Genomic DNA, 20,766 nt, shown 5'->3' with positions numbered 1-20,766 from the left:
CCCCGCACCCCCTCGACGAAGGCCCACCGTGACCCGCACCCGCCGCCTGTCCCTCGCCGTCGCGACCGCCGCGGTCGCCGCCCTCGCGCTCGCCGCCTGCTCCGCCGGGGGCAGCAGCAACGCCGAGGGGACCGTCACCGACGGCAAGCTCACGATCGCGACCGGCGACCCGGCGTACGCGCCCTGGGTCGAGGACAACGAGCCGCAGTCCGGCAAGGGCTTCGAGGCCGCCGTGGCCTACGCCGTGGCGGAGGAGATGGGCTACGCGAAGTCCGACGTGGTGTGGAAGCGCAGCACCTTCGACAGCGCGATCGCCCCGGGGCCGAAGGACTGGGACCTCAACCTGCAGCAGTTCTCGATCGACGCCAAGCGCAAGAAGGCCGTCGACATGTCCACCGCGTACTACACGACCACCCAGGCCGTCGTGACGTCGGGGTCCTCGAAGGCCGCGCACGCGACGACGGTCTCGGCGCTCAAGGGCGACACGATCGGCGTCGCGGCCGGCTCGACGAGCATCCAGAGCGTCAAGGACGTCCTCGGCGTCACCCCGCAGGTGTTCAACTCGAACGACGACGCGGTGCTCGCCCTGAAGTCCGGGCAGATCGACGCCATCGTGACCGACCTGCCGACCGCGTTCTCCATGGCGGCCACCCAGGTCGACGACGGCACCGTCTCGGCGCAGTTCCCGCAGGACGGCAAGGGCGACCAGTTCGGCTTCGTGCTGCCGAAGGGGTCTGCACTGACGAGCAAGGTGGACAAGGCGCTCGCGAGCCTGCAGTCGGACGGCACGCTCGAGCAGCTCGAGACGAAGTGGCTGTCCTCGGCGACGAACACCCCCGTCCTGAAGTAGCGGCCCGATGACCGCACCAGCGGGAGCGGGCACCCCGGCGACGGCCCCCGCACCGAGCCAGATCGAGGTCGAACGACGCCTGTACCGCCGGCAGCGCGGCCGGCGCTCGGTCGTGGTCTCGGCCGTGTCGACACTCGTCGTCGTGCTCGTCGTCTGGTTCGGCGTCGTGAACACCCCGGGCTGGGCGGCGGTCCAGCAGTCGTTCTTCGACCCGCAGACCGCGATCGACACGTTCCCGCAGGTGCTCCTCGGCCTGTGGCTGAACATCCGGATCCTCGTCGTCGCGAGCATCGGCGTCGCGGTGCTCGGCACCCTGCTCGCGGTGGTCCGTGGCCTGCGCAACCCGGTGTTCTTCCCGCTGCGGATGGCCGCGACCGCCTACACCGACCTGTTCCGCGGGCTGCCGCTCATCATCGTCCTGTACCTGGTCGGGTTCGGCCTGCCCGGGCTCGGCGTCTTCCCGCGCCAGCCGCCCGAGGTCTGGGGCACGATCGCCATCGTCCTGACCTACTCGTCGTACGTCGCCGAGGTGCTCCGCGCCGGCATGGAGGCCGTGCACCCGTCGCAGCGCCTCGCCGCCCGGTCGCTCGGCCTGTCGCACGCGAAGACGCTGCGCCTGGTCGTGCTGCCGCAGGCGGTCCGCAAGGTGACCCCGGCGCTCATGAACGACTTCGTGTCGATGCAGAAGGACGTCGGCCTCGTGTCGATCCTCGGGGCCGTCGACGCCGTCCGCAGCGCGCAGATCGCGCAGGCGGAGTCGTACAACTTCACGCCGTACCTGGTCGCGGGGCTCCTGTTCGTCGTCATCAGCCTGCCGCTCATCCGCGTCACCGACGCGATCGCGCGGCGCCAGCAGCAGCGTGAGCAGACCGGGGGGACCGTGTGACCGACACATCCGAGACCGGCGCGACCCGCGCCTCCCGACCGGGCGACGGCCAGGAGGCCCGTGGTGCGTCCGACGGGTCGGTCCCCGTCCTGGAACTGCGCGGCCTGCGCAAGGCCTTCGGCGAGCACGAGGTCCTGCGCGGGATCGACCTGACGGTGCACCGGCACCAGGTCATCTGCGTCATCGGCGCGTCGGGCTCCGGGAAGTCGACCCTGCTGCGGACGGTGAACCTCATCGAGGGGATCGACGACGGCGAGGTCCTGCTGCAGGGCACCGACATCGCCGACCCGCGCACCGACGTCGACGCGGTCCGCGCGCGCATCGGCGTCGTGTTCCAGCAGTTCAACCTCTTCCCGCACATGCGCGTGCTCGACAACGTGACGCTCGCGTCGCGGCGGGTGCACGGCGTCCCGAAGGCCGAGGCCGAGGCCACCGCGCACCGCCTGCTCGCGCGGATCGGGCTCGCGGACTTCGCCCAGGCCTACCCCGACCGGCTGTCCGGCGGGCAGCAGCAGCGCGTCGCGATCGTGCGGGCCATCGCGACCTCGCCCGAGCTCCTGCTGCTCGACGAGGTCACGAGCGCGCTCGACCCGCAGCTCGTCGGCGAGGTCCTCGACCTGGTGCGCGAACTCGGGGAGCAGGGGTCGACGATCCTGATGACCACGCACGAGATGCACTTCGCGCGGAACGTGGCCGACCGGATCGTGTTCCTGCACCGGGGCGAGGTCGTCGAGCAGGGGACCCCGGCCGACGTGCTGGACCGGCCGCGGCACCCCGCGCTCGTGGAGTTCCTGGCGCGCGTGCACGCCTGAGCCGGGCCCGGCCGGGCTCGGGCTGCGTCGTTCCGGGGAACGGCCCGCCCGGCCCGCCCGGCCCGCCCGGCCCGCTCGCCCGGCCCGGCCCGCTCAGATCGTGAGCAGCACCTTGCCGACCACCTCGCCGTCGCGGATGCGGCGGTGCGCCTCGGCGGCCTCGGCGAGCGGCACCGTGCTGTCCACCACCGGGCGCACGCTGCCGCCGGCGACGAGCGGCCAGACGTGCTCCCGGACAGCGGCGACGATCGCGGCCTTCTCGTCGGCCGGTCGTGCCCGCAGGGTGGTGGCGCTGATCGTGGCGCGCTTGCGCATCATCGCGCCGAAGTCGAGCTCGCCCGTCGCACCGCTGCCGGCGGCGATCACCGCGACGTGGCCGTTCGGCGCCAGGACCGCGAGGTTCTTCGCCAGGTAGTCCGCACCGACGACGTCGAGGACGACGTCCACGCCGCGACCCTCGGTGAACGCCAGGGTCCGCTCGACGAAGTCCTCACTGCGGTGGTCGACCACGAGGTCGGCGCCGAGCTCCTGCGACGCCCGGACCTTCCGCTCGCCGCCGCTCGTCGCCACGACCCGGACGCCCATGGCCTTCGCGAGCAGGACGGCGTGCGAGCCCATGCCGCCCGTGCCGCCGTGCACGAGCAGGGTCTGCCCGGCGCGGAGCCCGGCGATCATCCCGAGGTTCGACCACACCGTGCACGCGGCCTCGGGCAGGGCGGCCGCCTCGACGAGGTCGACGCCGTCCGGGACGGGGAGGACCTGCGTCGCCGGCACCGCGACGAGTTCGGCGTACCCGCCGCCCGACAGCAGGGCGCAGACCCGGTCGCCAACGGCGAACCCCTCGACGCCGTCCCCGAGCGCGCGGACGGTGCCGGAGACCTCGAGCCCGAGCACGTCCGAGGCCCCGGGCGGCGGCGGGTAGTTCCCGGCGACCTGCTGCAGGTCGGCGTTGTTGACGCCCGCGGCGGCCACCGCGACGAGGACCTCGCCGGGGCCCGCCACCGGGTCGTCGTGCTCGTCGAGTCGGAGTCCGCCGTCGTGTGCCGTGATCGCGTGCATCCCTCGACCGTACGCCGGACCACGGAACGACCTGTGCGTCCGCCATGTACCGTCGGGGACGATCCGCGACCCACCGGGGGGAGCGCGGGCACGAAGCAGGGGGACACAGCATGTCCAGGAAGACCATCGCCATCGCCACCGCAGCACTCTCCGTGGTCCTGCTCGCCGGCTGTTCGGCGGGCGGCCCGTCGAAGGCCGAGCAGTGCCGTGAGTTCTCGAAGACCGTCGAGGACGCCGCATCGGGCGTGCAGTCGTCGGCGGCCGACCTGCAGTCCGACCCAGGCGCGGCGCTCGACCGGCTGAAGGAGCTCGACGACAAGATCGACCAGGGCGTCGACGAGCTCGAGGACGCCGACCTCAAGGAGAAGGGCGACGCGTTCAGCGAGGCCTACGGCGACATGGTGGACGCCATCGAGGACGTCTCCGAGGACCCGGGGTCGGCCGACGTGTCGGCGCTCACCGCCTCGAGCCAGAAGGTGCAGTCGACGGGCAGCGACTTCCAGAAGGCCTGCACGTCCTGACGGCAGGTGTGGTCGCGGGCCGAGCCCGCGACACCGCCGCACCGGAGCACCACGACGCCCCGACCCCGCGCGAGCGGAGCCGGGGCGTCGCGGTGTGTGCGTGCCGGGGTCAGGCGGACCGCTGCGCCGCGTCGAGCCGGGCGACGTCCTCGTCGCGGAGCTTGATCGTCGCCGCGACGACCGAGTCGAGGATCGACTGCGGCCGCGAGGCCCCGGGGATCGGGACGACCACGTCGCTCTTGTGCAGCTCCCACGCCAGCGCGACGACCTGCGGCGACACGTCCCGCTCCCGCGCGACGATCGCGAACTCCTCGAACGCGGTGCCGAGGTCGCCGGCCTTGGCGATGCCGCCGAGGGGGCTCCACGGCAGGAACGCGATGCCGAGCTCGTCGCAGAGCTGCAGCTCCGCCTCGCTCGAGCGGAACGCCGGCGAGAACTGGTTCTGCACCGAGGCCAGTCGCCCGCCGAGCACCTCGTTCGCGGTCCGGATCTGGTCCGGGTCGGCGTTCGAGATGCCGGCCATCCGGATGACGCCCTCGTCGAGGAGCTCCGCGAGCGCCCCGATCGAGTCGGCGTACGGCACCGCGGGGTCCGGCCGGTGGAACTGGTACAGCCCGACGGCGTCGACGCCCAGGCGCGCGGCCGAGGCCTTCGCCGCCTCCTTCAGGTACTCGGGACGGCCGTCCTGAGCCCACGGCCCGGCCTCGGGTCGCAGGTGTCCGCCCTTCGTCGCGATGAGCACGGCGTCGGTGTCCCCGTGGAACTCGTGCACCGCCTTCGCGATGAGGGTCTCGTTGTGGCCGACCTCGTCCTTGCCCGCCTGGTGGTAGGCGTCGGCCGTGTCGATGAGCGTCACGCCCGCCTCGAGGGCTGCGTGGATGGTGGCGACGGACTGCCGCTCGTCGGGCCGCCCCTCGATGGACATGGGCATGCCGCCCAGACCGATCGCGCTGACCGACACGTCTCCGATGACTCGTTGCTTCATGCCGCCAGCATGCGCCCGGCCGTCCGGTGGACGTCCAGTCTGCGCACGGCCGGGAGGCACGGTGCGGGTCCGCCGCTCGGCTCGCGTCCGGCACCGGTCGGGTCGGGAGGCGCGGTGCGGCTCCGCCGGTCGGCTCGCGTCCGGCACCGGTCGGACCGGGAGGCACGGTGCGGGTGCGCAGGCCGGTCTGCGCCCGCCGGGTGCCGGCTGCCGGTGGCACCGGTCGCCGGCCCGGCACCCGTGGGTAGCATCGGCGGCATGGCGTTCCGATGGTGGCGACGACGGCGTGACACCGACACCGCAGGGACCACCCGCGCGGGGTCGGAGCACGGGGCCGACGAGACCCGGTCGGACGACGCTGCCGGCACCGATCCCTCCGCCGCCCCGGTCGCCCCGGCCGCTCCGACAGCCCGGGACACCCTCGACCCGGCGGCGCTCGCCGCGTCCGTCGACGCCCTCGTCCTGCCGGGCTTCACGTCGTTCGACGACGTCGTCGAGCAGGTCGTCGAGGAGCACGAGGACGACACCGACGACCTCGACGCGCTGCGCGACACGGTCGAGCAGGTCGTCCGGGCACGCTGGGCCGCGCGCCTGCTCGACCAGCACGGCCGGGCTCCGGGCAGCGGCCAGTACGACCGGCTGCGCGAGGCGTTCGACGTCCTCCGGCAGCAGGGGTTCGTCGCGGCGATGGCGACCGGGGTCGACCAGGCCGACGGGATCGCCGCGTGCGAGGACGCCCGCACCTCCGACGGGACCGCGGAGGACGGGTCCCGCGAGTGGGCGTACGTGTTCTTCCACGAGCAGGACGCCGAGCGGCTGGCCGAGACGCCGACGACCCTGCACCTGTCGTACGGCGCCTTCCGGCACGCACCCGACCTCGAGCCGGACCACGTCGCACTCGCCGAGCAGTCGCTCGACGGTCGTTCGGCGCTGCGGCAGCACAGCCGGGTGAGCGCCGCCGTGGCGGTCGTCACGGCGCTCGCGGACCACGGGCTCGACGCCACGTGGAGCGGGGACCCCTCCGAACGCATCGCCGTCCGCGTGGACCGGTGGCAGAAACCGCTCCCGGCTGCGCCGTCCGAGTCGTCCGGGCAGGACGGGGCCGTCGGGGCCTAGGCGCGCGCCGCGGTCCGTCCACGCGCCACGGCCGACGCCGCTGCGGTCAGCGCCGTGCCCACGGCGGGGCGTGCTCCGGCAGCGGTCCGAACGCGACCGCCCGGGCGTACGCCCACCGGGCCGGTGGCACCCAGCGGGCGAGGAGCACGGGCAGGAGCGGTGGTCCGCCCGCCGTCCGCCCGGCGAAGGCACGCTCGAACACGACCCGGTGCAGGAGCCGCTGCGCCGCCTGCACGGCCACGGTCGGCGGGGTCCGGCGTCGCTGGACGGCGCGCAGCACCGGGTCGAGCGCCCGTCCGTGCAGCCCCCGACGGAGCGCGGGCACGAGTGCAGTGGCGGTCGCGACCGCGTCCTGCACCGCCAGGTTGATCCCGACCCCGCCCGCCGGGGACATCGCGTGCGCGGCGTCCCCGATGCAGAGCAGCCCCGGCCGCCACCAGCGCCGCAGCCGGTCGAGCCGCACGTCGAGCACGTGCACGTCGTCCATCGACCGGATCGCGCCCACCCGGTCGGCCAGGTCCGGCCGCAGCCGCGCGACCGTCGCCCGGAACGCCGCCACTCCCGCGGCACGCAGCGCCGGGTCCGACCCCTTCGGCGCGAAGTACGCGACCTGGTGGTGGTCCCGTCGGGGGAAGGCGAGCAGGACGTCACGGCCGTCGAACGCGGGGACCAGTGCGGCGCCGTCGTCGCCGGCACGGCGGGGCAGCCGGAACCACCACGTGTCGAACCCCACGCGGAAGCGCCGCGGCCGGAGCCCGGCGGCGGTCCGCAGCACCGAGTTCCGTCCGTCGCAGGCCACCACGACGTCGGCGCGCAGCTCCTCGGGACCGCCCCCGTGGCGCGGGTGCAGGTGGACGCCCGTGACGACCCCGTCCTCGACGATGGGCCCGCTCGCGGCCGTGCCCATCGAGATCGTGAACGACGGTTCCTCGCGGGCGGCGGTGGTGAGCAGGTCGAGCAGGTCCCACTGCGGCACCATCGCGACGTGGTCGTACGGTGGACGCAGCCGCGAGAACTCCCCGAGCACCACGCGCGAACCGTCCGGGCGGGGGAGGGACAGGTCGTCGAGCCGGGTCTGCGGCAGCGCACGGAAGCGCTCCCCGAGCCCGAGCTCGTCGAGCAGTCGGATCGTCGAGGCGTGCACGGTGTCGCCGCGGAAGTCGCGGAGGAAGTCGTCGTGCGACTCGACGACGCGTACGTCGACACCGCCGCGGGCGAGCAGCAGGCCGAGCACGACGCCGGCGGGACCGCCGCCGACGACGGCCACGGTCGTGCGCGACACGGTCACCATGCGCGGCAGGCTACGCCGGGCGGCGCGTGCGTGTCGGGTCGGTCAGGCGGGCGCCGACGCCGTCGCGTTCCCCGCGGTCCCGGTGCTCCCGGCACCGTCGGCCGCGTCGGCGAACACGACCCCGCCCCACGCGATGCAGGCCACCGCGAGCACGAAGCCGATCGCCGCGATCCACCACGACGAGCGTCGGCGCACCCAGGCCCCGACCGCGAGGACGACCGTGGCGACCCCCACCACGAACGAGCCACCCGCCGCGATCGCCGCACCGCCGAGGTACCCACCGGGCGAACACCCCGTCGCCGCGTCGCACGAGGTCGTCGCCGAGGCCACCCCGATCACGCCCACGACCACGGTGACGACGGTCATCACCGCGCCGAAGACCAGCAGGAGGACGGTCGACACCCGGTCGGCGATCTTCGCGGCGGGGAAGAGCGTCGTGCCACCGCGCTCCCAGGCCGTGCGCCGTGCCTCGGCGTCGCGGTCGTGCTCGGGACGCGGGGCACCGGGAGCGGACTGCGGCGGACCGCCGGGGACGTTCGACCAGGTCATGGGACCGTCCTACCGTGCCTCGACGCCGAAGGCCCGGGCGAGCCGCTGGATCTTCTGCGCCCGGCCGAGCCGCGGCAGGTCCGAGCCGTCGCGGATGACCTGGCCGCGCGCCTCGAAGTCGTCCAGGAAGTCCTGCGCCCAGGCGACGTCGGTCGGCGTCGGTGAGATGACCTCGTTGATGACCGGCAGCTGCTCGGTGTCGAGGCAGAGCTTGCCGGTCAGGCCGAGCGACACCGCGACCTGGGACTGCTCACGCAGGATCGCGTGCGCCGAGCCGACCGTCGGGCCGTCGATCGGGCCGGGCAGGTCGCCCACCCGCGACGCCACGACCAGGCGGGACCGCGGGTACGCCATCGCGAGGGTGTCGGCCGAGGCACCCGTGTCCCGGCGGTAGTCGCCGGAACCGAAGGCCAGACGGAACGCGCCCTGGGCCTTGGCGATCGACGTCGCCTCCTCGATCCCGAGCGCCGACTCGACGAGCGCGATCACCGGGGTGTGGCCGCCGAGGCGGTGCCACGTGTCGGTGACCTGCGCGGGGGACTCGGTCTTCGCGAGCATCACGCCCTGCAGACCCGGGAGGCCGCGGAGCTCCTCGACGTCGTCGGCCCAGAAGTCCGTCGTCACGTCGTTGATCCGCACCCAGGCCTCGCCGCCGCCGGCGAGCCAGGACGCCACGGTCGCGCGGGCGCCGGGCTTCGCGGCCGGGTCGACCGCGTCCTCGACGTCGAGGATGATCTGGTCGGCACGTGAGCGCTGGGCCCGCTCGAAGCGGTCGGCGGCGGTCCCGGGCACGAGCAGCCACGAGCGGGAGATCTCGGCGGGGACCGATCGACGCCGGTTCGGCGTGGGGGTGGACTCAGCGGTGCGGTCGTCGATGGCCATGCCCCGTTGGTACCACATCGCGCGATGCGGCCGCCGGACCACCCCGGCGCTCCCGCCGGAATCCCCGAAACCCGGGTCGTTGGCCGACGCGCCGGTCGCTTCCGCCTACAGTGTCCGATGTGTGGCGAGCGGACAGGACGAGGGGCGACGAGGGCGGCGTGGACGGCGACGCCCCCGCCCGCGACGGCGCCGCGGCCACCGACGACCGGTCGGGGGACGACCGCGCGACGAGCGGACAGCCGCGCAGCGGCGGACCGGCAGGGGACCGACGGGACCAGCAGGAAGAGACCGCCGTGACGGACGAACCGGACCGCACCCTGCGACCGGAGCTGCAGCTCACGAGTCCGCAGGCCATCAGCCTCGGCGACCCGCGCCTCCAGGCCGGCAACGCCGCCGAACCCGCGTGGGACGCCTGGCGGAAGCAGCTGACCGGGGTCGGCGGCACCAGCCCGCTGATCCACTTCAGCGACCACCCGCGCGCACGCATCGAGCTGTCGACCACGCACCCCGGTGGTCTCGCGCAGTTCATCACCGGCAAGACCACCCTGCTGTCGAGCCTCATCCGCGACGAGGTGGCGCTCCGCGCCGCCCGCGTCGCGGCGGCCCGCGTCGAGGAGAAGGGCACCGAGCTCGCCACCGTGCGCGGCATCGACGCCGTGAAGCTCGGCATCGGCATGGCCGACTGGCAGCACGGCGACGAGCACTTCCGCGGCCCGGTGCTGCTCCGCCCGCTCGCGATCCGGCGCCACGGCCGTGACTTCGAGGTCCGGCTGCTCGGCGAACCCGTGCTCAACCCCGGCCTCGCCGACGCCCTGCACGAGCAGTACGGCGTCATCCTCGACGCGCAGTCCTTCGTCGCGCTCGCCCAGCAGGACGGCTCGTTCACACCGAACCCGGTGATCGACCGGCTCCGCGGCCTCACGGCGCACATCCCGGGCTTCTCGGTGCACGCACGCCTCGTCGTCTCGACGTTCGCCCAGGTCGCCGACGGCCTCGTCGAGGACACGGGCGACCTGTCCCACCCGGTGCTCGACGCCCTCGCCGGCAACCCGAGCGCGAAGTGGCAGGTCGAGCAGTCGTACCACCCGGTCGAGCAGACCCCGTCCGACGAGCGCAGCCCCGAGACCGACACGCTCCTGCTCGACGCCGACGACGAGCAGGAGAACGTGATCGCGCAGATCACGGCCGGCAACTCGATCGTCGTGAAGACCCTCCCGGGCACCGGCGGCACCCAGACGATCGTCAACGCGCTCGGCGGCCTCGTCGCCGCGAACAAGCGCGTCCTCGTCGTCAGCCCCCGCCGCGCGACCCTGCGCGGGATCGCCGCACGCTTCGCCGAGGTGCAGCTGCCCGGCGTCGCCGTCACGCCCTCGACGCTCCGCCGTGACGTCGTCCGCGCGATCGCCCGCAACGAGAAGGCGTCGCGCCCGAACCTCCGCGAGGTCGACGACGCCCTGGTCCGGCTCCGCAAGGTGCTCAAGGACTACCGCGGCTCGCTGACCCGCGTGCACCCGGAGTTCCGGGTGTCGGTGCTCGACTGCCTGGTCGAGCTGTCCCGACTGTCGCTGCTGCCAGTGCCGCCGTCGACGACCGCCCGGTTGTCCGCGACCTCGGTGACGAGCATGGTCGAGGGGCGCTCGCGCGTCGCCGAGACGATGGTCAGCGCCGCGAACCTCGGCGAGTTCCGCTACGGCCCCGACGACTCGCCCTGGTACGGCGCGAAGTTCGGCTCGAGCGACGGGGCGCAGCGTGCGCACCGCACCGCGCAGGACCTCGACGCCGAGGGGCTGCCGACGCTGCTCCGTCGCGCCCAGGACCTCGTCGCCTCGACGCACATGCGGCAGTTCACGACGATCAACGAGCTCGGCATCTACCTCCGCCTGCTCACCGAGATCCGCGACACCCTCGACCGCTTCCTGCCGGTCGTGTTCGACCGGTCCGTCTCCGAGCTCGTCGCCGCCACCGCCCCGCGCGGCGAGGGCGCCCCGATGTCCTCGACGAACCGCCGCCGGCTCAAGAAGCTCGCCCGCGAGTACGTCCGCCCGGGCGTGCACGTGTCCGACCTGCACGAGGCGCTCACCCGTGTGCAGCAGCAGCGCGTCCTCTGGCAGCGCTACGTCGCCGCCGGCGTGAACCCCGAGGTGCCCACCGGCATCGGCGACGTGCAGGTGCTGTTCTCGAACGTCGTGCAGGACCTCGCGCGCCTGGACGAGCCGCTCGGCCGCACCTCCCGCGAGTCCCAGCTGGCCAACCTGCCGATCGACGAGCTCGTCCCGACCGTCGCGCGCCTGGCCGAGGACTCCGACGTCCTGCACAACCTGCAGGAGCGCACCGAGCTCATGCAGACCCTGCGCGACCTGCAGCTCGAGCCGCTGTTCACCGACCTCGCCAACCGCCACGTGCCGGACACCCAGGTGCCCGCCGAGCTCGAGCTCGCGTGGTGGCAGTCCGCCCTCGAGACGATGCTCGAGTCCGACCGGGCGCTGCTCGGCGGCAACACCGACATGCTCGACCGGGTCGAGGCCGACTTCCGGCTCGTCGACGACGCGCACGCGGCCGGGGTCTCCCAGGGCCTGGCGTGGCAGCTCGCCGAGAACTGGAAGGTCGGGCTCGTCGACTGGCCGGACGAGGCCGCCGCGCTGAAGACGCAGCTCAAGGAGGGCGCGATCACCTCGCGCCTGCTGCAGGACTCCGCGCCGCACCTGTCCCGGTCGATCGCGCCGGTCTGGCTCGCCTCGCCGTACGAGGTCGCCGAGATCGCCGACACGATGCCGTTCGACACCGTGATCCTGGTTGACGCCGGGGCCGTCACGATCGCCGAGACCGTCGGAGCCGTCCGCCGCGCCCGCCAGACCGTCGCGTTCGGCGACCCGGTGACGCAGACGCCGTCGCCGTTCCGGATCGCGGTCGACCCCGACCACCGTGCGCTCCAGGTCGACGAGGGCACCCTCGACGCGCTGCACGCCGACTCCGCGCTCGCGAAGCTCTCCACGCTGCTCCCGACGCTGTCCCTGACCCGGTCGTACCGTGCCGGTGGCGAGGACCTCGCCGAGCTCGTGAACCGCCGCTTCTACGGCGGTCGCATCGAGTCGCTGCCGTGGGCCGGGTCGTTCCTCGGCCACGGCTCGATCGCGATCGACTACGTCAGCGACGGCAAGGCCGTGCCGGACCCCGAGTCCGGAGCGGTCGAGAGCGTCGACGCCGAGGTGGACCGCGTCGTCCGGCTCGTGATGGAGCACGCCCGCACCCGGCCGACCGAGTCGCTCATGGTCATCACGGCTTCCGCGAAGCACGCGGTCCGGGTCGAGCAGGCGGTCCTGACCGCGGCGCAGGGGCACAAGGACCTCACCGAGTTCGTCATCGGCGACCGCGCCGAACCGTTCATCGTCGCGACGCTCGAGCAGTCGGTCGCCCAGAGCCGCGACCGCGTCGTGTTCTCGATCGGTTACGGCCGCACCCCGCACGGGCGGGTCCTGCGCGACTTCGGTGCCCTCGGCAAGCCGGGCGGGGAGCGGCTGCTCGCGGTCGCGATGACCCGGGCCCGCCGCTCGATGGTGATCGTCACGTGCTTCCAGCCGTCCGACATCGAGGCCGAGCGGATGGGCCACGGCACCGTCGCGCTCGCGGAGATCCTCGCCGAGGTCCGGGCACGCACCACCGCCGAGTACGTGCCGGACGACTCCGACCCGCTGCTCGTCGACCTGGCCCGACGCCTCGAGATGCGCGGCATCCCGGTCGCGCTCGGGCACCGCGGCAAGCTCGGGCTCGTCGCGGCGCACGGCGGCGTCTGCGTCACGATCGAGACCGACGCGTCGCTCGTCCGCGGTTCGCTGCGCGAGACGCTGCGCCTGCGGCCCGAGGTGCTCCGGCGTCTCGGCTGGCACTACGTGCGCGTGCACGCGTTCCAGCTGTTCTCCGACCCGGACCGCGTCGCGGACACCGTGGCGTCGGTGCTCGGCGTCGACCGTGGCGCCACGCAGGAGATCTCGATCCCGCCGGTCCCCGCTCGCCGGTGACCGGGACGCACGGCGACGGAGCACCCGGCGACGGGCAGCTCGGCGACGGGCAGCAGCGCAGCGCGCAGCGGCGGCGCGGGTCGCGTCGCGCGGCGCGGGTCGCGGGCCCGGTGACGCCGGGCACGGACCAGCTCGTGGGCACGTGGACGCGAGCCGACGACGCGACCGCAGCCGCGCCTCCCGTCCCGGGTGCGGCTGGCGGATCGCAGGCCGGCGACGCGACGGAGGCAGCGCCTCCCGTCCCGGATGCGGCTGGCGGACCGCAGGCCGACGGCCGGCCGGGAGGCGCGACCCGGCCCCGCAGGCGGGTCACCACCCAGCCGGTGCCGGGCAGCGACCCGGCTCCCGCACCGGAGCCGCCGCGGCACCGCGCGGGGGAGAACGACGACCAGCTCCTCCGCGACGTCCCGCCGCACTGGTGAGCCGGGTAGCCTGGCACGCGATGACGAACACCGTGCGGGAGCGCCCCGACTGGCAGACGTGGCCCAACCTGATCACGGTGGTCCGCTTCCTGCTGATCCCCGTGTTCATCGGGCTCGTGGTCGCGCACCACTCGGGGTGGGCACTCGTGACGCTCGTCGTCCTCGGGGTGAGCGACTGGGCGGACGGGTTCATCGCCCGCAAGTTCGACCAGGGGTCCAAGCTCGGCAAGGCCCTCGACCCCATCGCCGACCGGCTGGCGATCATCGCGATCGTGCTGTCGCTCGTGCTCGTCGGGCTGCTGCCGTGGCCGAGCGTCGCGATCATCGTCCTCGTCGACGCGGTGCTGGCGCTGCTGTCCGGGCTGTGGTTCCGCGGCGACCCCGACCTCGACGTGACCTGGACGGGCAAGATCCGGTCCGCGCTGCTGTTCGTCGGCCTGCCGCTGCTGCTGTTCTCGTCGACGTCGTTCGCGGCCGACCACGACTGGGTGCGGATCCTCGCCCTCGTGTTCGTGTGGGCCGGGACCGTCGGGCACGTGGTCGCGGGCGTGCAGTACGTCCGGGCGCTGTCCGCGAAGCACCGCCTGGCGTCCCGCACGGCCTGAGGGCCCGGCGGTCCGGCGGCCCGGCCGCTCGCGGCGTACCGAGCTGCTGGGGACGGCCCGCGGACCGCTGCTGTCCGTCGCCGTCGCCGTCGCCGCTGCCATCGCCATCGCCGTCGCCGTCCCGCCGCTGCCGACGCGGGTCGCGACCCGGCGCGAGGTGCTCGCGCACAACGGAAAGCCGTTCGCACCACGGATTCCCGTGGTGCGAACGGCTTCCCGTTGTGCGAAGTGCGAGCGCGAGCGGTCGCGCGCGGCCGCGAGCGCGCGCGGCCGCGGCCGCGCCGCGCGCTACAGCTTCGTCGTGCCGCTGATCCCCGGGCCCTCGGGAGTGGTCGACGGCGCGATGTGCGCACCGCCACCCGTCCCGACCGCGCCGCCGTTCTGCGACCGGAGCAGGTCGCGGATCTCGAGCAGGACCTCGACGTCGGTCGGCGGGACGTCCTGCGGCGTCTGCTCCTGGTCGTTCTTGACCCGCTCGAACGCGGCCTTCCGGAGGTGGTTCACCGGCAGGACGAGCGCGAAGTACACGACCGCCGCGACGATGACGAAGTTGAGCACGGCGCCGATGATCGCGCCGAAGAGCAGCTTCGCGCTGCCGCCCGAGGTCGTCGGGATCGCGACGATGAGCGCCTTGTCGAGGCTCGACGCGTTGAACACCGCGCCGATGAGCGGGTTGATCAGGCTCGTGACGATCGCCGTGACGATGGCGGTGAACGCAGCACCGATGACGACCGCGACTGCGAGGTCGATCACGTTGCCGCGGAGCAGGAACTCCTTGAACCCCTTCACGGGACTCTCCTTCCGAAGGTCGGACCGCCGCCGGTCGGCGACGCCTGCGACCCTACCGAGGAGCAGACCGCGAGGTCAGGAGCCCGCGGGAGCGGCGGGCTTCGACGACGTGGACGCCGCCGGCTTCGACGCGCCCGACGACGAGCCGCCCGCCGACGACGAGCCGCCCGACGAGGAGCCGCCGGCCGACGAGCCCGCCGCCGACGACGAACCGGACGACGAACCGCCGGCCGAACCGGACTCCTTCGGCGTCGTGCGCGAGTCGGTGCGGTAGAAGCCACCGCCGTTGAAGGTCACGCCCACCGGCGAGAAGACCTTGCGCAGCTGCCCGCCGCACACCGGGCACTCGGTGAGGGTGGCGTCGGAGAACGACTGCTTGATGTCGAAGGCGTTGTCGCAGGCGGTGCAGCGGTACGAGTAGGTGGGCACCCTAGCTCCGGAAGGTGATGATGCGCGACGGCGTGATGATGCCGTCGACGGGTTCGTCGTGGGCCTCGCGCGGGACCTCGTCGAGGTACTCCGCGTCGAAGATCACAGCATAGACGGGCGGCCGGTTCGCCATGGACCCGAGCGTCTTGTCGTAGTAGCCCCGGCCCCAGCCCATCCGGCAGCCGTCGTGGCCGACCGCCGCGGCCGGTGCGAGGATCGCGTCCACGTCGCCGAGCGCGAGCGGGGACAGCACCTCGCCGACCACCTCGGGCATGCCGTGCAGGCCCTCGCGTTCGGTCACGCCGTCGCCGACCGCCCAGTCGAGCAGGCCGTCCTCGCGGGTGACCGGCAGCAGGACCCGGACGCCCTGCTCGTGCGCCCAGGTCAGGAAGGGTCGGACGTCGGGCTCGTCGGGCGCCGACAGGTAGAGGGCGATCGAACGGACCTGGCGTTCCTCGACGAAGCGCTGCAGCGTCGTCGTCAGGGCCGCGCGCTCCGCGTCGCGCTCCGTCGTGGTCCGGGTGCGCCGGCGCTGCCGGAGCTCGGCTCGCAGGGCACGCTTCTCGTTCCCGAGGTCGGCGGTCATGGCGGTGAGTCTAGCGAGCGCTCCGGTTGCGGCTTCCCGCCGTGCTCCGGGGGATCCCGTGTCCTCCGATGAGACGACATGCCTGATCAGGGCCGGTCCGATAGGTTCCTGGACATGGGCTTCCAGATTTCCAAGGCGGTGATCCCGGCCGCTGGGCTGGGCACGCGCTTCCTCCCCGCCACCAAGGCGATGCCGAAGGAGATGCTGCCGGTCGTCGACAAGCCGGCGATCCAGTACGTGGTCGAGGAGGCCGTCGGTGCCGGTCTCACCGACGTCCTCATGATCACCGGCCGCAACAAGAACGCGCTCGAGAACCACTTCGACCACGTCGCCGAGCTCGAGGAGACCCTCAAGAAGAAGGGCGACCACGAGAAGCTCCAGAAGGTCAACCAGTCGACCGACCTCGCCGACATGCACTACGTCCGCCAGGGCGACCCGCTGGGCCTCGGCCACGCGGTGCTCCGCGCGAAGATGCACGTCGGCCGCGAGCCGTTCGCCGTGCTCCTCGGTGACGACATCATCGACGCGCGTGACCCGCTGCTCCAGCGCATGATCGAGGTCCAGGGCCAGAAGAACGCCACGGTCGTCGCGCTCCTCGAGGTCCCCGCGGCACAGACCCACATGTACGGCATCGCCACGGTCGAGGAGACCGACACCGACGACGTCGTGAAGATCACCGGCCTCGTCGAGAAGCCGCCGCAGGGCGAGGCGCCCTCGAACCTGGCCATCATCGGCCGCTACGTCATCCGCCCCGAGGTCTTCGACGTCCTCGAGAAGCAGGAGCCGGGCAAGGGCGGCGAGATCCAGCTCACCGACGCGCTCATGAAGATGGCGGGCGCCGAGGAATGGACGGGTGGCGTGTACGGCGTCGTCTTCCGTGGACGTCGGTACGACACCGGTGACAAACTCGACTACATCAAGGCGATCGTGCAGCTCGCCTCGGACCGCGATGACCTCGGCCCCGACCTCAAGGCGTGGCTCAAGGAGTTCAACGCGGGCGAATAGCCGACCCCGTCGCGAACGGGTCCGGGGACTCCCCGGGCCCGTTCGTGCATCCGCCCGGCCGACCACCGGGCACCGGAGGAACCACAGCGATGACGACGATCCCGACCCTGTCCCACGGGCGGGTCACCATCCGGCCCCTCCGCCTCCGTGACACCCGCGACCTCGACGTCGCGCTCGCGTCGAACCGCTCGTGGCTCCGCACGTGGGAGGCCACGAACCCCTCCGGCCACGTCGCGACCGACGTCCGCGGCAGCATCCGCGCGCTGCAGGCCAACGCCCGCGCCGGCCTCGGGCTGCCGTTCGCGATGGAGCTCGACGGTCGCTTCGTCGGGCAGCTCAACGTCTCCGGCATCAGCTACGGCTCGCTCGCCAGTGCCTCGATCGGCTACTGGGTCGTCGAGGGCGCCGCGGGCCACAACGTCACCCCGATCGCGGTCGCGCTCGCGGTCGACCACTGCTTCCGGGTCGTCGGGATCCACCGGATCGAGATCTGCATCCGTCCGGAGAACGCGCCGAGCCTGCGGGTCGTCGAGAAGCTCGGCTTCCGCTACGAGGGCCTCCGTCGGCGCTACATCCACATCAACGGCGACTGGCGCGACCACTTCTGCTTCGCCCTCGTCGCCGAGGAGGTCCGCGAGGGCGTCCTCGACCGCTGGGTCGCCGGACGCGTCCCGGCCGGGGCCGGCAGCGTGCCGCTCGCCGCACGCGACGAGGCGGCCGTGCCGCTGGACACGCGACCCCGCATCGGCTGACGCTCCGCAGGGCGCGACCCGTCCCGACGTGCCGGTGACGGCCGGGAGGCGCGCCCCACCACCGCCGGTTCGGTCGCGACTCGCGCAACACGCGACCGGCAATCACCCGACGGGGGAACCCGCACCCCTACCGTGTCCCCATGGCAGGTATCGGCTCCTGGGGCGGCGGCATCGTCCTGCTCATCGCGGCCGTGCTCTGGGTCGTCTACCTGATGCCCTCGTGGGCGGCCCGTCGGCAGTACCTCGCCACCGAGCGCAACGCCATCCGACTGCAGCAGACCCTCCGCATCCTCGCGCAGACCGCCGAGCTGCCGGACGAGGTCCGCATCGAGATGAACGCGAAGTCCCTCGCCGAGGCGCAGCGCGTCGCCCGGTCCGAGGAGGCGAAGCGCGCCGCCATCGTCCGGGCGCACGAGGCCGCCCGGCAGCGGGAGATCACCCGCCGCCTGGCCGAGCAGCAGCCCCAGCTCGAGCGGGTGTCGTCCGTCCCCGCGCTGACCGCCCGGCGGATGCGCCGCTCCCGGCTCGGCGCGACGCTGTTCGGCGCCGTGGGGGTCGTCGTCGCGCTCGTCGTGTTCGTGGCTGCACCCGGGCTCTGGCTCCTCGGCGTCGCCGGGCTGCTCGCCGCGGGCGGGTCCGCAGCGGTCCTCGCGCAGCTGCACCAGGTCGCCCAGGCGCGGAAGGCGCGGGCCGCAGCCGGCGCTGCGAAGGTGGGCCGCGCCTCCCGTCCGACGTCGACGTGGACGGACCCGGCGCCGCCCCTGTCCACCGAGCAGCCCGCCGAGGCCGCGCGCGACCGCAGCTGGACGCCGGCCGGTGTGCCGAAGCCGCTGTACGTCGAGCGGCCCGCGGCACCGGCGCCCTCGCCGGAGTCCTCGGCCGAGCTCGCCGCGCGGCTCCGTGAGCGCGTCGCCGAGGCGAAGGCGGCGGCCGAGGCCGAGGCGGCCGCGATCCGCGCCGCCGAGGCCGACCCGACGCTCGCCCGGGTGTCGCCCATGCGCCCGGACGTCGAGGAGGCCGTCGCGTCGCTCTCCGCGCACGACCAGGGGCGCCTCGCGGAGCGGCTCGGGCTGCGTGCGCCGTCCGGGGAACAGACCGCGACCCCCGCTGCCGCGACCGGTGCCGCCACGGCACCGGAGCCGCCGGCCGCCCCGAGCCGGTGGGCGGGCATGGGCGTGATCGACGAGGACGCGCTGCCGCAGGCCGACCTCGACGCGATCATGCGCCGCCGTCGCGCGGTCTGAGCCGTCCCGACCTCCCTGCCGTCCCGACCTGCCCGCCGTCCCGACCTGCCGGCCGTCCCGCGGCACGCCCGGACGGGCGGTGTGGATTTCGGTTCGCGCGATCCGTGGTGCTAGTGTGGTCGAGCACTTGGGGCTATGGCGCAGTTGGTAGCGCGTCTCGTTCGCAATGAGAAGGTCAGGGGTTCGAATCCCCTTAGCTCCACCAAGCAGCACGACGAAGGCCACCCCGCGGGGTGGCCTTCGTCGTTGCCGGGTCCGCCGTCCGGGCGGGAGCGGACCCGTGGGTCAGCTCGCGACGCTGTTCGTCAGCACGCCCGCCTGGCTCAGCTCCGCGTGGATGGCGTTCGCCGCTTGCTCGAAGGCGCGGTTGCCCCGGGCGATCCCGATCGCACCGCCCTTGAGCGCCGACTTGCCGGACCCGCGGATGAGCCGGGCGACGGTCGAGCCCTCGGGCGTGACCATCACCTGCACGTCGAGGCGGGTGTGGAACGTGCGGTCGTTCGCCAGGCCGCCGATGAGCAGCGTCAGGCCGAGGCTCCCCCGGGTGGCGAGCAGCGTGCCCTGGTCGCCGTCGGCGACGGAGTAGCCCTCGCGGACGAGTGCGTCGCGGACGCGGGCTCGGGTGGACTCGGGGTCGGCGGCGACGAAGAAGTCGTGGCTCTCGGGCATGGTGTCTGATCCTTCCGGTGGTGAGCGGGTTGCTGCCAGTGATCCTGCCCCACCGTCGCCTACCCTGGACAGGTCATGACTTCCTCGTTCACGCGTCGTTCCCTCTTGTCGCTCGTCGGCGTCGCCGGTGTCGGTCTCGCCGTGGCGGCGTGCTCGCGGGACGGGGGCGACGCGGAGTCGTCCGACGGCCCGTCCGGTGCCGCGTCGACCGCGCCCGGCAGCGGACGGGCCCGGGCCACCGCCTCGGGCATCCAGCCCGCGCAGGTCCCGCTCGCCGGGGGCGTCCGCGTCACCGTCGCCGGGACCGGCCTGGCAGCGGTCCGCGGGGTCACGGTCGGCGGGGTCCCCGCGCGCGACGTCGAGGCCACCGCGACGAAGGTCACCTTCACGGCCCCGCACCAGGCGATGTACACGGCCGGCGCCGCACCGGTCGCGCTCTTCACCGAGGCGATCGCCCCGGTCCCGTCGGCGAACCGGATGTCCGACGGCAACGGCAGCGCCGCGAACGACGGCCAGTCCGGCTCGGTGCAGGGCGGTGCGAGCGCCACCCCGACGCCGACCGCCGCGGCCGTCCCCGACGCCTCGGCCGCGGTCGTCACGAGCTCGCTGACCTACGCGGCCCTCACCGCCGTCGACCGGCAGCTCGAGTACGCGATGGCCCACTGGGAGGACTACAACCTCGCCGAGTACGGCACCATGAACCCGATCGGCGGCGACTGCGCGAACTACGTCAGCCAGACGCTGATCGCCCGCGGGTGGAAGCAGCGTTCCGACTGGTACAACCGGGCGGGTGGCGCGCAGCACTCGGCCACGTGGACGTACTGCCCGGCGATGGACCCGTGGCTCACCGCGAACGCGGCGACGTTCGGCCTCACCCGGCGGTCGCTCGACGAGCGGAGCAAGGTCAAGGTCGGCGACATCGTGTTCTACGACTGGAACGCCAACCGGTCGCCCGACCACGTGACGATCGTGTCCGAGGTCTTCACCGAACCGGACGGCACCGTGCGCATCAAGTCGGCGAGCCACAACCAGGACGGCCCGTACCGCGACCTCGACGAGATGATCACCGTGCAGCACCCGGGCGGCACCGCCTGGTTCCACACGTTCGACGCGTAGCCGTCGCCAACGGCGCAGGCGGCGGCCGGCCGGTCGGGTCGGCCGGCGCCGGTGCCGGCCGGCGCCCGTGCCGACCTCCGCACAACCGGGAGCACCTCGCGCCACGCAATCTCGTGGCGCGAGGTGCCTTCTGTTGTGCAGATGCACCTGACACCACGCGCGCGCGGCCGCGCAACGGCGCG

At 73.6% G+C, this 20,766-nt stretch carries 21 protein-coding genes and 1 tRNA gene; 13 read left to right on the top strand and 9 right to left on the bottom strand.

What is annotated here, in order from left to right; translation table 11 throughout:
• Window positions 1-28 precede the first annotated feature (28 nt).
• The 3 genes from QOL15_RS14330 to QOL15_RS14320 all read left to right on the top strand — a co-directional run bounded on the left by QOL15_RS14330 (window position 29) and on the right by QOL15_RS14320 (window position 2,548).
• Window positions 29-850: an ABC transporter substrate-binding protein gene (locus QOL15_RS14330; RefSeq protein WP_071245240.1), complete on the top strand. Its 822-nt coding sequence runs from the start codon at window positions 29-31 to the stop codon at window positions 848-850.
• Between the two features lie 7 nt (window positions 851-857).
• Window positions 858-1,736, top strand: coding sequence for an amino acid ABC transporter permease (locus QOL15_RS14325; RefSeq protein WP_071245238.1), 879 nt, complete (start codon window positions 858-860; stop codon window positions 1,734-1,736).
• A gap of 89 nt (window positions 1,737-1,825) precedes the next feature.
• Window positions 1,826-2,548, top strand: a complete 723-nt coding sequence (locus tag QOL15_RS14320; RefSeq protein WP_071245385.1) for an amino acid ABC transporter ATP-binding protein — start codon at window positions 1,826-1,828, stop codon at window positions 2,546-2,548.
• Between the two features lie 93 nt (window positions 2,549-2,641).
• Here the strand turns inward: QOL15_RS14320 and QOL15_RS14315 are convergent, their stop codons facing one another.
• The gene (locus tag QOL15_RS14315) at window positions 2,642-3,607 is read right to left on the bottom strand and encodes an NAD(P)H-quinone oxidoreductase (RefSeq protein ID WP_071245237.1); all 966 of its coding nucleotides are present in this window, start codon (window positions 3,605-3,607) and stop codon (window positions 2,642-2,644) included.
• Between the two features lie 110 nt (window positions 3,608-3,717).
• Here QOL15_RS14315 and QOL15_RS14310 point away from each other — a divergent pair, with 110 nt between their 5' ends.
• Window positions 3,718-4,128: a hypothetical protein gene (locus tag QOL15_RS14310; protein ID WP_071245235.1), complete on the top strand. Its 411-nt coding sequence runs from the start codon at window positions 3,718-3,720 to the stop codon at window positions 4,126-4,128.
• 109 nt (window positions 4,129-4,237) lie between these two features.
• Here QOL15_RS14310 and QOL15_RS14305 read toward each other — a convergent pair whose 3' ends face one another.
• A complete protein-coding gene (locus QOL15_RS14305; protein ID WP_065961907.1) occupies window positions 4,238-5,113 on the bottom strand; it encodes an aldo/keto reductase in 876 nt (291 codons plus the stop codon).
• Window positions 5,114-5,371: 258 nt separating this feature from the next.
• On the opposite strand from QOL15_RS14305, the gene QOL15_RS14300 reads away from it, so the two are divergent.
• A complete protein-coding gene (locus tag QOL15_RS14300; protein ID WP_071245233.1) occupies window positions 5,372-6,229 on the top strand; it encodes a hypothetical protein in 858 nt (285 codons plus the stop codon).
• Window positions 6,230-6,275: 46 nt separating this feature from the next.
• Here the strand turns inward: QOL15_RS14300 and QOL15_RS14295 are convergent, their stop codons facing one another.
• From QOL15_RS14295 to QOL15_RS14285, 3 genes are read right to left on the bottom strand one after another with little or no spacing between them, the layout of a single operon-like run.
• Window positions 6,276-7,520, bottom strand: coding sequence for an FAD-dependent oxidoreductase (locus QOL15_RS14295; protein WP_071245231.1), 1,245 nt, complete (start codon window positions 7,518-7,520; stop codon window positions 6,276-6,278).
• A gap of 42 nt (window positions 7,521-7,562) precedes the next feature.
• On the bottom strand, window positions 7,563-8,069 hold the full coding sequence (locus QOL15_RS14290) for a DUF6264 family protein (protein WP_065961902.1): 507 nt from the start codon (window positions 8,067-8,069) through the stop codon (window positions 7,563-7,565).
• Window positions 8,070-8,078: 9 nt separating this feature from the next.
• Window positions 8,079-8,951, bottom strand: a complete 873-nt coding sequence (locus QOL15_RS14285; protein ID WP_071245229.1) for a CoA ester lyase — start codon at window positions 8,949-8,951, stop codon at window positions 8,079-8,081.
• Window positions 8,952-9,268: 317 nt separating this feature from the next.
• On the opposite strand from QOL15_RS14285, the gene QOL15_RS14280 reads away from it, so the two are divergent.
• The 3 genes from QOL15_RS14280 to QOL15_RS14270 are packed head-to-tail and all read left to right on the top strand — an operon-like array spanning window position 9,269 to window position 13,994.
• A complete protein-coding gene (locus tag QOL15_RS14280) occupies window positions 9,269-12,967 on the top strand; it encodes an AAA family ATPase (RefSeq protein ID WP_370692490.1) in 3,699 nt (1,232 codons plus the stop codon).
• Window positions 12,964-13,389 (top strand): hypothetical protein, encoded by a 426-nt coding sequence (locus QOL15_RS14275; protein WP_071245227.1) that lies wholly within the window; start codon window positions 12,964-12,966, stop codon window positions 13,387-13,389. The genes QOL15_RS14280 and QOL15_RS14275 overlap by 4 nt, the downstream gene beginning before the upstream one ends.
• 20 nt (window positions 13,390-13,409) lie before the next feature.
• A complete protein-coding gene (locus tag QOL15_RS14270; protein WP_071245225.1) occupies window positions 13,410-13,994 on the top strand; it encodes a CDP-alcohol phosphatidyltransferase family protein in 585 nt (194 codons plus the stop codon).
• Between the two features lie 288 nt (window positions 13,995-14,282).
• Here QOL15_RS14270 and mscL read toward each other — a convergent pair whose 3' ends face one another.
• The 3 genes from mscL to QOL15_RS14255 all read right to left on the bottom strand — a co-directional run bounded on the left by mscL (window position 14,283) and on the right by QOL15_RS14255 (window position 15,798).
• Window positions 14,283-14,783 (bottom strand): large conductance mechanosensitive channel protein MscL, encoded by a 501-nt coding sequence (gene mscL / locus QOL15_RS14265; protein ID WP_071245223.1) that lies wholly within the window; start codon window positions 14,781-14,783, stop codon window positions 14,283-14,285.
• 75 nt (window positions 14,784-14,858) lie between these two features.
• Window positions 14,859-15,212, bottom strand: coding sequence for an FmdB family zinc ribbon protein (locus QOL15_RS14260; protein WP_071245221.1), 354 nt, complete (start codon window positions 15,210-15,212; stop codon window positions 14,859-14,861).
• A 1-nt stretch (window position 15,213) separates the two neighbouring features.
• Complete coding sequence (locus QOL15_RS14255) at window positions 15,214-15,798, bottom strand: 5-formyltetrahydrofolate cyclo-ligase (protein WP_065961886.1); 585 nt, start codon at window positions 15,796-15,798, stop codon at window positions 15,214-15,216.
• Between the two features lie 114 nt (window positions 15,799-15,912).
• Here QOL15_RS14255 and galU point away from each other — a divergent pair, with 114 nt between their 5' ends.
• From galU to QOL15_RS14235, 4 genes are all read left to right on the top strand, one after another.
• A complete protein-coding gene (galU, locus tag QOL15_RS14250) occupies window positions 15,913-16,803 on the top strand; it encodes a UTP--glucose-1-phosphate uridylyltransferase GalU (RefSeq protein WP_065961884.1) in 891 nt (296 codons plus the stop codon).
• Window positions 16,804-16,892: 89 nt separating this feature from the next.
• Complete coding sequence (locus QOL15_RS14245; RefSeq protein ID WP_065961883.1) at window positions 16,893-17,555, top strand: GNAT family N-acetyltransferase; 663 nt, start codon at window positions 16,893-16,895, stop codon at window positions 17,553-17,555.
• A gap of 140 nt (window positions 17,556-17,695) precedes the next feature.
• A complete protein-coding gene (locus QOL15_RS14240; protein WP_071245219.1) occupies window positions 17,696-18,799 on the top strand; it encodes a hypothetical protein in 1,104 nt (367 codons plus the stop codon).
• A gap of 129 nt (window positions 18,800-18,928) precedes the next feature.
• Window positions 18,929-19,004, top strand: a tRNA-Ala gene (locus QOL15_RS14235).
• 80 nt (window positions 19,005-19,084) lie between these two features.
• Here the strand turns inward: QOL15_RS14235 and QOL15_RS14230 are convergent.
• Window positions 19,085-19,468 carry a hypothetical protein gene (locus tag QOL15_RS14230; protein ID WP_065961880.1) on the bottom strand — a complete coding sequence of 128 codons (384 nt, stop codon included), beginning with the start codon at window positions 19,466-19,468 and terminating at the stop codon, window positions 19,085-19,087.
• Between the two features lie 75 nt (window positions 19,469-19,543).
• Here QOL15_RS14230 and QOL15_RS14225 point away from each other — a divergent pair, with 75 nt between their 5' ends.
• The gene (locus QOL15_RS14225; protein ID WP_139197231.1) at window positions 19,544-20,584 is read left to right on the top strand and encodes an amidase domain-containing protein; all 1,041 of its coding nucleotides are present in this window, start codon (window positions 19,544-19,546) and stop codon (window positions 20,582-20,584) included.
• Window positions 20,585-20,766 lie beyond the last annotated feature (182 nt).

It is taken from the genome of Curtobacterium sp. MCBA15_012, from assembly GCF_001864935.2.
Classification (GTDB): domain Bacteria; phylum Actinomycetota; class Actinomycetes; order Actinomycetales; family Microbacteriaceae; genus Curtobacterium.
This window is presented reverse-complemented; position numbering and strand designations above follow the sequence as displayed.